The 12,673-nt window shown below is 61.8% G+C and carries 13 protein-coding genes; 11 read left to right on the top strand and 2 right to left on the bottom strand.

Translation table 11 applies throughout. From position 1 onward, the window contains the following. Positions 1-21 precede the first annotated feature (21 nt). The 3 genes from ACP154_RS05695 (at position 22) to fabB (ending at position 2,474) form a co-directional block, all read left to right on the top strand. Complete coding sequence (locus ACP154_RS05695) at positions 22-612, top strand: SH3 domain-containing protein (RefSeq protein WP_421861022.1); 591 nt, start codon at positions 22-24, stop codon at positions 610-612. Positions 613-726: 114 nt separating this feature from the next. Then, positions 727-1,263, top strand: coding sequence for a 3-hydroxyacyl-[acyl-carrier-protein] dehydratase FabA (gene fabA / locus ACP154_RS05690; RefSeq protein ID WP_107712067.1), 537 nt, complete (start codon positions 727-729; stop codon positions 1,261-1,263). Next, positions 1,260-2,474 (top strand): beta-ketoacyl-ACP synthase I, encoded by a 1,215-nt coding sequence (gene fabB / locus ACP154_RS05685; RefSeq protein ID WP_133724468.1) that lies wholly within the window; start codon positions 1,260-1,262, stop codon positions 2,472-2,474. The genes fabA and fabB overlap by 4 nt, the downstream gene beginning before the upstream one ends. Positions 2,475-2,656: 182 nt before the next feature. Here fabB and ACP154_RS05680 read toward each other — a convergent pair whose 3' ends face one another. Both ACP154_RS05680 and katG read right to left on the bottom strand, forming a co-directional pair. Then, complete coding sequence (locus ACP154_RS05680; RefSeq protein WP_107712065.1) at positions 2,657-3,571, bottom strand: hydrogen peroxide-inducible genes activator; 915 nt, start codon at positions 3,569-3,571, stop codon at positions 2,657-2,659. Between the two features lie 77 nt (positions 3,572-3,648). Continuing rightward, the gene (katG, locus tag ACP154_RS05675) at positions 3,649-5,823 is read right to left on the bottom strand and encodes a catalase/peroxidase HPI (protein ID WP_421861026.1); all 2,175 of its coding nucleotides are present in this window, start codon (positions 5,821-5,823) and stop codon (positions 3,649-3,651) included. A 361-nt stretch (positions 5,824-6,184) separates the two neighbouring features. On the opposite strand from katG, the gene ACP154_RS05670 reads away from it, so the two are divergent. From ACP154_RS05670 to ACP154_RS05635, 8 genes are all read left to right on the top strand, one after another. Continuing rightward, positions 6,185-6,736, top strand: a complete 552-nt coding sequence (locus tag ACP154_RS05670; protein WP_107712064.1) for a peroxiredoxin — start codon at positions 6,185-6,187, stop codon at positions 6,734-6,736. A 195-nt stretch (positions 6,737-6,931) separates the two neighbouring features. Next, complete coding sequence (locus ACP154_RS05665) at positions 6,932-7,462, top strand: carboxymuconolactone decarboxylase family protein (RefSeq protein ID WP_107712063.1); 531 nt, start codon at positions 6,932-6,934, stop codon at positions 7,460-7,462. Positions 7,463-7,590: 128 nt separating this feature from the next. Further along, entirely contained in the window at positions 7,591-7,896 is a 306-nt protein-coding gene (locus ACP154_RS05660; RefSeq protein ID WP_421861029.1) for a hypothetical protein, read from the top strand. 99 nt (positions 7,897-7,995) lie between these two features. Continuing rightward, the gene (locus ACP154_RS05655; protein ID WP_421861032.1) at positions 7,996-9,318 is read left to right on the top strand and encodes a dicarboxylate/amino acid:cation symporter; all 1,323 of its coding nucleotides are present in this window, start codon (positions 7,996-7,998) and stop codon (positions 9,316-9,318) included. 186 nt (positions 9,319-9,504) lie between these two features. Continuing rightward, positions 9,505-9,825, top strand: coding sequence for a hypothetical protein (locus tag ACP154_RS05650; RefSeq protein ID WP_421861036.1), 321 nt, complete (start codon positions 9,505-9,507; stop codon positions 9,823-9,825). 57 nt (positions 9,826-9,882) lie between these two features. Beyond that, complete coding sequence (gene rarD, locus ACP154_RS05645) at positions 9,883-10,815, top strand: EamA family transporter RarD (RefSeq protein ID WP_421861039.1); 933 nt, start codon at positions 9,883-9,885, stop codon at positions 10,813-10,815. A 17-nt stretch (positions 10,816-10,832) separates the two neighbouring features. Further along, entirely contained in the window at positions 10,833-11,810 is a 978-nt protein-coding gene (locus ACP154_RS05640) for an alpha/beta fold hydrolase (protein ID WP_421861042.1), read from the top strand. A 7-nt stretch (positions 11,811-11,817) separates the two neighbouring features. Beyond that, complete coding sequence (locus tag ACP154_RS05635) at positions 11,818-12,528, top strand: NAD-dependent deacylase (protein ID WP_421861045.1); 711 nt, start codon at positions 11,818-11,820, stop codon at positions 12,526-12,528. The last annotated feature ends 145 nt before the right edge of the window (positions 12,529-12,673 follow it).

Here is a 12,673-nt window from a genome sequence, read left to right as displayed (position 1 = left end):
TGGCTGGGACGTAGCGCACCCATGCGGACGCTGTTTGCTATGATCATCATTGTTTGCACAGGCTTGGGATCTGGCCCGGCGTCTGCGCAATCGTGCGACACGTTTTCAGGCCTGCCGGTGCCGCGCTTCGTGTCGCTGAAATTCAATGAGACCCGCGGCCGCGCCGGTCCGTCCTTCAGCCATCCCGTCTCCTGGCTCTATCAACGCCAGGGCTTGCCCATGGAAGTGGTCGCCGAGACGCCGGACTGGCGTCGGGTGCGTGATCCGAAAGGCGAGGAGGTGTGGATGCATCGCCGCACCCTGACAGGGCGCCGCTCGGTCTGGACTGAAGACGCGACCCAGCTGTTGGCGCGTCCTGATCCCAACGCCTCCCTGATCGCAGATGTCGAAGCGGGCGCCGTGTTGTGGCTGGAGCGGTGCCGGGCAGGCTGGTGCCGTCTGGAAGCGGACAATCATCGCGGCTGGGCCCCGGCGGAGGCGTTCTGGGGGGTCTATTCGGAAGAGACCGAGCCGAGCCCCGCGCTTGAGGGGGGGCAAACGTCATGCTACCGCTCTTCGCCTGAACCAGACGTGCTGGCGGCGGACCGCGACAATTCCGCCTCGGCCGACTGACGGATCTGAACCCAGGATGACAGCCTGGCGCGTCGCATTACACGCGGAGCGCTGGCGCGTTCGCCGCAACTTCCGACCCCCGGCGTGCCTCGCCGGGCCGGCACGACGGACCCCATGACAGACCAGAAAAACAGCTATTCATACGATGACCTGATCGCCTGCGGCAAAGGCGACCTCTTCGGTCCGGGCAATGCGCAATTGCCGTTGCCGCCCATGTTGATGTTTGATCGCATCACCGAGATCACCTCCGATGGCGGCGCCCATGGCAAAGGCCTCCTGGTCGCCGAGCTCGATGTGACCCCCGATTTGTGGTTCTTTGATTGCCATTTTCAGGGCGATCCGGTGATGCCGGGCTGCCTGGGTCTGGACGCCATGTGGCAGCTTGTGGGCTTTTTCCTGGGCTGGACCGGCGCGCCGGGCAAAGGCCGCGCCCTGGGCGTGGGCGAGGTCAAGTTCACCGGTCAGGTCCCCCCCAGCGTCAAGAATGTGCGCTATGTCATCGATCTCAAGCGTGTGATCAATCGCCGTCTTGTTCTGGGCATCGCCGATGGCCACGTAGAAGCGGACGGTCAGACCATCTACACCGCAAAGGATCTGCGCGTGGGCCTGTTCCGACCTGAAGAGCTTAATAACGGCGGAGAGAAAGCATGAGGCGCGTCGTCGTCACCGGTCTCGGCATCGTATCATCCATCGGCGACAATGCTGCAGAAGTCACAGCCAGCCTGAAAGCGGGCAAGAGCGGCGTTATCGCAGCGCCTGAATACGCTGACCTGAACTTCAAATGCCAGGTCCATGCCCGACCGAAGGCCAATCCGGCCGAACATGTGGACAAGCGCGCCTATCGCTTCATGGGCGAAGGCGCCGGCTGGGCGTACATGTCCATGCAGCAGGCCATCGAAGACGCCGGTCTGGAAGACAGCGATGTCTCCAATCCGCGCACCGGGCTGATCGTCGGCACTGGCGGCCCCTCGGTTGAGGCGATCGTCAAAGCCGCCGACATCACGCGCGAAAAGGGCCCCAAACGCATCGGCCCGTTCGCGGTGCCCAAAGCCATGGCCTCCACCGGGTCGGCCACACTCGCCACCCCGTTCAAGATCAAGGGGCTGAACTATTCTATCAGCTCGGCCTGCACCACGTCTCTGCACTGTATGGGCGCGGCCGCCGAGCAGATCCAATGGGGCAAGCAGGATGTGATGTTCGCGGGCGGCGGCGAAGAGCTGCACTGGGCGCTTTCAAACCTGTTTGACGCCATGGGCGCCATGAGCTCGAACTATAACGACACGCCGGCTGTGGCCTCGCGCGCCTTTGACAAGAACCGCGACGGCTTCGTCATTGCCGGGGGCGCGGGCATTGTGGTGCTCGAGGAATATGAGCGGGCGAAAGCGCGCGGCGCGACGATCTACGCCGAAGTCCTCGGCTATGGCGCCACGTCTGATGGTCATGACATGGTCCAGCCGTCCGGCGAAGGCGCGGCGCGCTGCATGCAGATTGCGCTGGAAGAGGCCAAGGGCCGCAAGATCGATTACCTCAACCCGCACGCCACCTCGACGCCGGTTGGCGATGTGAAAGAGGCGGAAGGTCTGCGGGCTGTGTTCGGTAAAGATGTCCCGGCCCTGTCGGCGACCAAATCCATGTCGGGTCACTCGCTGGGCGCCGCGGGCGTTCAGGAAGCGATCTATTCGCTTCTCATGATGAAAGAGGGCTTCATCGCCCCCTCCATCAATATTGACGAGATGGATCCCGAGCTGGCCGACTTGCCCATCGTCACCGAAACCCAAGAGACCGAGCTCAACACCGTGCTGTCGAACTCCTTCGGCTTTGGCGGCACCAACGGCACCATCATTCTGGGCCGCCCGGACTAGGGCCTACGCCTGGCGCCTATTGAGAACCCCGGCGGAAACGCCGGGGTTTTTTGTTGTCCGACAACTGAAACCCCGGCCAAGCGCAGCGCAGAGCCGGGGCCTCCATCTGGATAAGGCGCTCAACGTGGAGGGAGATCCCGGGTCTTCACTTCGTTCGCCCGGGAATTCAGCTGGGCTGCTCCCTAACCCTGCAGTGCGTCGCGCACCGCATCAGCCAGCATACGCGCCTCATGCTCGCGGGCGCTGCCCTTGCGCCAGGCGACGCCGATTTCCCGGCCGGCCACAGGCGGGTCAAAGGGACGGATGGCGAGATCGAGCCGGTCAGCGAGACCCGCATCAATCGCCAGTTTCGGCAGAAGCGTCGCGCCAAGGCCGGACTTCACCATTTGCACCAGCGTATGAAGCGAGGTAGCGGCGAAGTCGGATCGGGCGTCATTGGTGTCAGGACGACTGGCCGAGCAGACCGCCAGCGCATGATCACGCAGGCAATGGCCATCCTCGAGCAGTAAAAGCTGTTCATCCGCCAACATGTCAGGGCTGAGCTTATCCAGCTTGGCCAGCGGATGGTCCGGCGTCGCAGCGAACAGAAATTCGTCTTCGAGCACAGCTGTGGTCTCGATCCCCGGCGCATCATAAGGCAACGCGATCAACGCCGCATCCAGACGCCGGTCCTTCAGCGCGTCCACAAGCCGATGAGTCAGATCCTCGCGCAGGAACAGCTCGAGCTTGGGATAGTCTTTGCGGAGGCTTGGCAGGACCTTGGGCAGCAAGAAGGGCGCAATGGTGGGGATAACCCCCAGACGGAACGGCCCGCTAAGAGGCTCGCCCGCTGCGCGCGCCACATGCACAAGGTCTTCAGCTTCCGTCAGCACAATGCGCGCCCGGTTCACCGCCGCTTCGCCCGCAGGGGTCAGCACAGCGCCCCGCGCGCCGCGCTCCACCAGGGTTGCGCCCAGGATCGTCTCGAGCTCCTTGATCCCGGCGGAGAGCGTGGGCTGGGTCACATGGGCGGCTTCGGCGGCGCGTGAGAACGAGCCGTGCTCGGCGAGCGCAGACAGGAAGGTGAGTTGTCGCAAAGTAGGCAGATGGCCAACCATAAGGCGTCCTGATCGTCTGAGAGCGAGATAAAAGGCAAGGGGAGCGCCCCCGGAACCCGGGAGCGCTCCTGAAAGGCTTAGGTCAGGTCAAACCGATCGGCGTTCATGACCTTGGTCCAGGCGGCGACGAAGTCTTTGACGAACTTCTCTTTGTTGTCGTCCTGGGCGTAGACCTCGGCATAGGCGCGCAGGATCGAGTTCGAGCCAAACACCAGGTCCGCACTGGTCGCGCCCCATTTCACTTCGCCGGTCTTGCGATTACGGACCTCATACAGCCCGTCTTCCGCCGGATGCCAGCTGAGATCCATATCGGTCAGATTGACGAAGAAATCCGTCGTCAACGCGCCGATCCGGTCCGTGAAGACCCCGAGGCGAGAGCCGCCATGATTGACGCCCAGCACGCGCAAGCCGCCGACCAGAACCGTCATTTCATTCGCCGTCAGGCCCAGAAGCTGGGCGCGGTCGAGCATAAGCTCCTCGGCGCTGACCGAGTAGCGCGCCTTCATCCAGTTTCGGAACCCGTCCGCCAGAGGCTCAAGCGGTTCAAAGGAGTCCGCATCGGTCATCTCGGCGGTTGCGTCGCCGCGACCCGGCGTAAACGGCACGGAGACGTCAGAGCCCGCTTGCTTGATCGCCGCTTCCAGGCCCACGACGCCGCCCAGAACGATGACATCGGCCACGGACGACCCGCTTTGGGCTGCGATCGGCTCCAGCACCGCCAGAACCCGGGCCAGACGTTCGGGCTCATTTCCCGCCCAGTCTTTCTGCGGCGCCAGACGAATGCGCGCGCCATTGGCGCCGCCGCGCTTGTCAGAGCCGCGGAAGGTGCGGGCGCTGTCCCAGGCCGTAGCGATCAGTTCAGCCGGGGTCAGGTCGCTGGCTGCGATCTTCGCTTTCACCGCATCCACATCGTAATCGGTAGCGCCTTCAGGGATCGGGTCTTGCCAGATCAGGTCCTCGTCGGGCACGTCCGGGCCAACATAATTGGCGCGCGGCCCCATATCGCGGTGGGTCAGCTTGAACCAGGCCCGTGCGAACGTATCGGCGAAATACTCAGGATCCTTTCGGAATCTCTGACAGATTTCATTATAGACCGGGTCCATTTTCATCCCCATATCCGCATCGGTCATGATCGGATTCTGGCGAAGGGACGGGTCTGACGCGTCGACCGGTTTGACGTCCTCGGGCATGTTGACCGGTTCCCATTGCCAGGCGCCGGCCGGGGATTTCTTCAGTTCCCAGTCATAGTCAAAGAGATACTCGAAATAGCCCATATCCCATTGGGTGGGATGCTGGGTCCAGGCGCCTTCAATGCCCGAGGTGAAGGCGTTTGACGCCTTGCCCTCAAGGCCGGGATTGGCCCAGCCGAAGCCCTGGGAGTCCACGCCGCAGGCTTCAGGCTCCACGCCGATCTGGTCCACCGCGCCCCGGCCATGGGCCTTGCCCACCGTGTGGCCGCCGCAGGTGAGGGCCGCGGTTTCTTCATCATTCATCGCCATGCGCTTGAAAGTCTCGCGCACCTGGGCGGCGGTCTTCAGCGGGTCGGGCTGACCGTTCACCCCTTCTGGATTGACGTAGATGAGGCCCATATGCGTCGCCGCCAGAGGGTTCTCGAGCGTGGATGTGTCGTCAAGATCGCCATAGCGCTCTTCGCTGTTGGCGAGGAATTGCGATTCAGAACCCCAATAAACGTCCGTTTCCGGACCCCAGATATCTTCACGGCCATAGCCAAAGCCAAAGGTCTTCAGACCCATGTCTTCATAGGCCACCGTGCCGGACAGGATGATGAGGTCGGCCCAGGAAAGCTTGTTTCCGTATTTCTTCTTCACCGGCCACAACAGGCGACGCGCCTTGTCCAGGCTCGCATTATCCGGCCAGGAGTTGAGCGGAGCGAAACGGATATTGCCCGACCCCGCGCCGCCGCGGCCATCCGCTAGGCGATAGGATCCCGCCGAGTGCCAGGCGAGGCGGATCATCAGGCCGCCATAATGGCCCCAATCGGCCGGCCACCAGTCCTGACTGTCATGCAGCAGGGCTTTGACGTCCGCTTTGACGGCGTCGAAATCGAGTTTCGCCACTTCCGACTTATAGTCGAAATCGGGATCCATTGGGTTGGTGCGCGCACCGCGCTGATGAAGAATGTCGAGATTGAGCGCGTTCGGCCACCATTTGGTGACCGGCTTGTCCATGGCGGTGTTGCCGCCGTGATGGAAGGGGCATCCGCCCGCATTTTTCATGTCGTGTCCGTCCATGGTCATGTCCTCCCGGATCAGAACGCTAATATTGAACACAGTATCACGGCGGAGCGGGACATATATCAAATCAATTTATTTACGGTGAGGCATAGGAAATACCAATACTCCTAATCTGTCTGTGGACTTTCCGATACTCAGGCCTGCAGGACGCACGCATCGGCAAGAGAGTGGTCAATCGGCTGTGTAGCCGCGTGAAGCGAACTCTGAAGACGCTGTATTGATAAATCCTATGGGAGCGACAGGAACAATCCATTGGATTTATCGATAGCTCAGGTCCATATCCGTTTTCGTCGAAGGGCGGCCCCCTCAGGCAACCGCCCTCGACCCAAGAGATTCAAACCTGCCAGGAGAGACACACATGCTGGGCATTGGCGACAAGCTCCCCGAATTCGAAGTCACCGGCGTCAAGCCGAAATTCAACGAACACGAGCAAAATGGTGAGTCCGCTTTCGAAGCGATCACCAACGAATCTTTCCCGGGCAAGTGGAAGGTCATCGTTTTCTATCCGAAAGATTTCACCTTCGTCTGCCCGACTGAAATCGTGGCTTTCGCCAACCTTGAAGACGAATTCGCTGACCGTGACGCCGTTGTGATGACCGGCTCCACCGACAACGAATTCTCCAAGCTGGGCTGGCGCCGCGAGCACCAGGACCTGAACGGCCTGAACCAGTGGCAGTTCGCGGACACCACCGGCTCTCTGGTTGACGGCCTGGGCGTGCGTTCCCCGGAAGGCGTGGCGTTCCGCTACACCTACATCGTCGACCCGGACGGCGTGATCCAGCACGTGTATGCGACCAACCTGAATGTGGGCCGCAACCCGGAAGACACCTTGCGTGTTCTGGACGCCCTGCAAACTGACGAACTGTGCCCGTGCAACCGCCAGGCTGGCGGCGACACGCTCGCAGCCTAAGCGTTTCGCTCAAGGACGGCTTCCTTCGGGAAGCCGTCTGACGGCGGCCAGCCCCGCTCTATCCATGGTACGCGATGGATAGAGCCGGACCGGTCGTCCCAATGTCCCCGCCCGGCGTTCGTCCCCTCAAAACGTTAGGCGTTCCCCCCCCGACGGCCGGTCCCAACCTCGCCATTCATCATGAAAGGACGCGCCATGAGCCTTGACGCCCTGAAAAATCGCATGCCCGAACACGCCAAGGACATCAAGCTGAACCTCAGCTCCCTGGCCCGCGAAACCGTGCTTGACGACCAGAAGAAATATGGCTGCTTCCTGGCGTCCGCCTATGCTGTGGGCGAACGGGAAACCCTGACCGATATTGTGGGTGAGATCGAGGACAAGCTGTCGCCGGAGGCGGTCGCCGCCGCCAAGGCCGCTGCTTCGATCATGGGCATGAACAATGTCTTCTACCGGTTCAACCACCTTGTATCCGCCAGCGATTACAAAACCATGCCCGCCAAGCTGCGGATGAATGTGATCGGCAATCCCGGCGTCGACAAAGCCGATTTCGAGCTCTGGTCGCTCGCCGTGTCCGCCATCAATGGCTGCGGCATGTGCATCGACGCGCACGAGCATGAACTGCGCAAGGCTGGTCTCACCGCCGAACAAATTCAGGCCGCTGTCCGCATCGGCTCTGTTGTGAACGCCGCCGCCGCGATCATCCGTGCGGAAAGCGCGCTAAGCTAAGACTGACTTCACGATCTCTCCTGAGCCCGTCGGGCGGTCTGCTACTGGCCGTCCCGGCGGGCTTTTTTATGGAGCGCAGGCGATCTCGGTCTTTTGACACGCTCTGAACAAGTCCGTATCCTGAGAAAATGAGCTACCAACCCGACCAGTCAGAAAGCACCCGCCGCGCCCGCGATTCCGGCAGCGTGAACCGGGCTTGGCGTTGGTTTTCAGAAGCCACTATTCGCACCGCCGAAAGCTATCGCGACCTGAGTTGGCGGGTGGTGATCGGTCATATCGTGCTGGCGGCTGTTCTGGTGATCGTGTCGCGCATCAATCCGACTTTCGCCATTTCTCCCTGGCTCTTGATCATCGGCGTGATCTGGCTGGTCTATGGCGTGCGCATGGGCGGGCTCAAAGCCATTGGCCAGGCCGCCTCACACCCCAAATCCTGACACTAATCGAAGACCCTACGGCCTCAGATCGTTGACCTGATCGCATCCGGGCTTAGGCTGGCGCGGTTCTGATATGAGAGCCGCCGGGGAGGGGCCTGTATGAGAGGTTGGTTTAAGATCGCGCTATGGCAGCGCGTGCTTGGCGCGTTGGTGATCGGCGTAATCTTTGGCGGCGCTCTGAGCCAGGTGATGGGCGGCCCGGCGGCCGCCTCTTGGCTGGAGACTTTCGTCAAGCCGGTGGGCGATCTGTTCATCAGCCTGATCCGGATGCTGATCGTGCCGCTGATCCTGACCACGCTGGTGTCCGGCGTAGTGGCGTTGGGCGATCCCAAAAAGCTGGGCTCCATCGGTCTGAAGACCATGGCGCTCTATTTCGCCACCACCTTTTTCGCCAACATCATCGGCATTATTTTCGGGCTGACTTTCCGCCCCGGCGAGGGTGTGGATCTGGGCGGCGCTGAGGCGGTTCCTGTTTCAGGCCAGGCGCCGACCCTGGTCGAACGCCTCCTTGGAATCGTGCCGGAAAACCCGGTCGCCGCGCTAGCGGATGGCGATGTCCTGGCGATCATCTTCTTTGCGGTGCTGCTCGGCATCGGCATCCTGATGGCCGGCCGTGATGGCAAGCTGGTGGGCGATCTGTTCTCCCAGGCCGCCAATGTGGTGCTGAAAGTCACCCATCTCGTCATGGAAGTGGCGCCGTTCGGCGTGTTTGCGCTGGTCAGCCATACCGTCGCCTCCCAGGGCCTTGAGGCTCTCGCTTCCATCGCGATCCTGATCGCAGCGGTTTATCTGGGGCTTCTGACCCATGCCGTTCTGATCTATGGCGGCATCATCCGCTTCGTGCTGAACCTGCCGGTGATGAACTTCCTGCGCGGCATGCTGGACGCCATTGCGGTGGCCTATTCAACCGCGTCTTCCAGCGCCACTTTGCCGGTGACCATCACCAACGCCACCGAGAATCTCGGCGTCAAACGCTCCATTGCGGGCTCGGTCCTGCCTTTGGGCGCCACCATCAATATGGACGGTACAGCGCTTTACCTCGGCATTCTGGCGCTCTTCACCGCCCAGGCGTTCGGCTATGATTTAACGCTGGCCAATTACATCCTGATCGCCTTCACCGCCGCCATCGTCTCCATCGGCGCTGCGGGCATTCCTTCGGCGTCGCTCTTCTTGCTGGCGATCGTGCTCGACACCTTCGGGGTCAGCCCCGAGCAGGTGGCGATCATTGTCGGCTTCATCCTGCCCGTGGACCGGATCATGGACATGGCCCGCACGGCGCTGAACGTCACGGGCGACGCTACGGTCGCAACGGCTGTGGCCAAATGGGAAGGCGAGCTGGACGAGGACATTTACCGTCACCCGGCCGATGTCCCCTATGAGCCGAAGGTCAAACCCGACATCGCCGACGCCGACCGGGAATAGGCGCGCTGTCACAACTCTAACTGCAAAGGGCGGGTCCAGAACGGCTCGCCCTTTTTCATGCCCGCCATCCTGATCGCGATCATGGTGACCAGTTTCACCGGGCTTTTGACCCGCGAAGACAAGCTGAGCTGAACCGGACGCGCCCCTTGCTCGTATAAGCCTCCGAACACAGCGCAGGAGCGGGACATGACAGTTTTTCGGATCATCGCAGCTTTGGGCGCGATCGCGCTCGCCGCAGCCATTGTCTGGGCGTCGATGACCGCCGGGCAGTCTCTGTCAGAGGCGGTCGGCTGGCTGGTCTCTGAGCCCTGGGGCGTGGTCAGCCTGATTGATCTCTATCTCGGCTTTGTGCTGATCGCGATCCTGATCTGGGTGTTTGAGCCCAACAAGCTGATCGCGCTGGTGTTTATCCTGCCCCTGCCGATCCTTGGTAATGTGTGGAGCGCGGTCTGGGTCGCCTGGCGGCTGGGTCAGGCCCTGACCCGGACACAGCGGACGGCGGATTAAAAAATACCTGCGCACGAACTGGAATGACAGGCGGTGGACCCGGCTCTAAACAGGGCCATGGCCACGCTTCCGCCCCAGCCTGACAGACTCGACCCCAAACGCGCCGGCGCAGCGGCGTTGTCGGGCTATTTCATCTGGGGTCTGTCCCCGATCTTCTATAAATATCTGGCTTTCGCCAGCCCGAGCGAGATCGTGCTGTGGCGCGCGATCTGGTCAGCCCCGGTCCTGCTGATGCTGCTGTATCTGGGGCGTCGGCTGACCCCGGCCCTCGCCGTCTTTCAGGATCGCAAGACCTTGCTGGTCATGCTGGCGACCTCACTTCTGATCGCGGCGAACTGGTGGCTGTTTATCTTCGCCGTCAATTCAGGCCGGGTGCTGGAAGTATCGCTGGGGTATTTCATCAACCCCCTGATGGTGGTCGCTGTAGGCGTGTTCATCGCCCATGAGCGCTTTGGCCCTTTGCGCGCCGTGGCGGTGGGCCTCGCCGTGCTGGGCGTCATCAATCAGGTCATTATTGTGGGGGAGCTGCCCTGGCTCGCCCTGGTGCTGGCGGGGTCGTTCACGGCCTATGGCTATGTGCGCAAGACGATCCAGGTGGACGCCCGCATCGGGCTGTTCTGGGAGACGGTGATCATCGCTCTCCCCTCCATGGTCGTGCTGAGCGTTCTTGAAGTGCAGGGCGGACCGAACGCCGGACATTTCCTCGACGGCCCGTTTGAGACGATCATGCTGATGATGACCGGTCCGATGACGGTTGCGCCCTTATTGTTGTTTCTACTAGGCGCACGCGGTTTGACCTTCGCGACCATAGGCGTGCTGCAATTCATCGCCCCCACCCTGCAGTTTATCGTCGGTCTGGCCTATGGCGAGCCGTTCAGCCTCTCTTACCTCGCCACCTTCATTTTCATCTGGTCAGGTCTGGCCGTTTTCGTGTTTGACCTTTTACACTTCGAGCGAAAACAAAAACGTGCGGGAAAAGCGCCCGCCTGATCGTTTCGGAGGACACCATGACTCACCCGCCCCTGCCGCCCGCTCAGAGGATCAATGTGGGCGAGGTGACCCTGTCGGTGCACCTGGCGGGGCCGGAAGACGGCGTACCGGTGCTGTTGATGCACGGCTGGCCGGAGCTGGCGCTGAGCTGGGCGCAACAGATCGAAGATCTGGCGAAGGCCGGATACCGAGTGATCGCGGCGGACAATCGCGGCTTTGGCGCCTCTGACGCCCCCTATCCGGTCGAAGCTTATGGCGTGGACAGGTTGGTGGGTGATTTCACCGGACTTCTGGATGCGCTGGGGATCGAAAAAGCCGTCTGGGTCGGTCATGACTGGGGCGGCATATTGATGTGGCACGCGGCCTGTCTGGTCCCCGAGCGCTTTCTGGGCGCCATCGGGGTCAACACGCCGCATTTGCCGCGCGGCTCGGTCCCGCCGACCGATGTCTTCAAGGAGCGTGGCGGGGAAGACCATTACATCGTCGCCTTTCAGGACGAAGCGATGGACGACTATTTCAAGGGCCGCGAAGAGGAGTTCTTCGCGTTCAGCTTTGCGGGACCCCCGCCCAGCGCCGATCTCGACAAACTGCCCGGCTCTGTGACCCATCTGCCCAAACGGTTTGACAAATTCGTGGCCCGCGGCGGCCTCAAAAGCGAAGAGGATTGCGTCGTTCCGCCCCAGATCCGAAAGGTCTACGCCGAGATCTACGCCCGGACCGGCTTTCGCGGCGGCATGAACTGGTATCGCAATTTCGATGCGAACTGGGAGCGTCTGGGCGGGGTGGATCACCGCCTCTCCATGCCGTGTCAGATGATCTCGGCGGAGTGTGATTACATGCTGCCGCCCAAACTCGCCGCCTGGATGCCGATGCTGTGCTCCGATCTCGATATGAATGTGATCGAAGGCATCGGTCACTGGACCCAGTACGAAGCGCCGCAGGAGCTGTCCGAGCTGATGCTGGGCTGGCTCACCACCCGCTTTCCCAATCGCTGAGGCCGCTATGGCGCGCTATGAGAACATCTTGATCCTGACCGGCGCGGGCGTGTCTGCAGAATCCGGGCTGGGCACGTTCCGCGAGGAGGGCGGGCTGTGGGCGAAGTTTGATCCCATGAAACTCGCCACGCCCGAAGCCTTCGCCGACGACCCTGAAACCGTTCTGGGCTTTTACAACGCCCGCCGCACAAACCTGTCGGACGCCAAGGCCAACGCCGCCCATCACGCCCTGGCGGAGCTCGAACAGAACTGGATGATGGACGGGCGGGAAAATTATCTTCTGGTCACCCAGAATATCGACGATCTTCATGAACAGGCAGGGTCGGCGAACCTTCTGCACATGCATGGCGAACTCCACAAAACTCGCTGCACGCACTGTGGGCATCTGTTTTATGACCGCGAGGATATGGCGATCGACCGCTTATGCCCCGCCTGCACCAAGGCGGGCGGCTTGCGCCCCCATGTGGTCTGGTTCGGCGAGATGCCGCTCGGGCTTGATCAGATCTATCAAAGCCTTGAACGCTGCGACCTGTTTGTCGCCATCGGCACGTCAGGCACGGTCTATCCCGCCGCCGGTTTTGTCAGTGAAGCGCGGCGCAATGGCGCCCACACCGTCGAGCTGACGCTAGAACCTGGCGAAATCAGCGGACTGTTTGAAGAAACCCATTACGGCCCGGCGACTGAAGTGGTGCCGGATTGGGTGAGGGGTTTGGGGTAGGGATTGAAACCCCGGCCAAGCGCAGCGCAGAGCCGGGGCCTCCATCAGAATTGGGCGCTTTAAGCGGAGAAAGATCCCGGGTCTTCGCTCCGTTCGCCCGGGAATTCAGGCTTTGGATGCCTCTCTTCCCCGGCGAAGGCCGAGG

This window comes from Oceanicaulis sp. (assembly GCF_965249665.1).
GTDB lineage: Bacteria > Pseudomonadota > Alphaproteobacteria > Caulobacterales > Maricaulaceae > Oceanicaulis.
The sequence above is the reverse complement of the archived record's forward strand: the minus strand, read 5'-3'. Positions and strand labels throughout refer to the sequence as shown.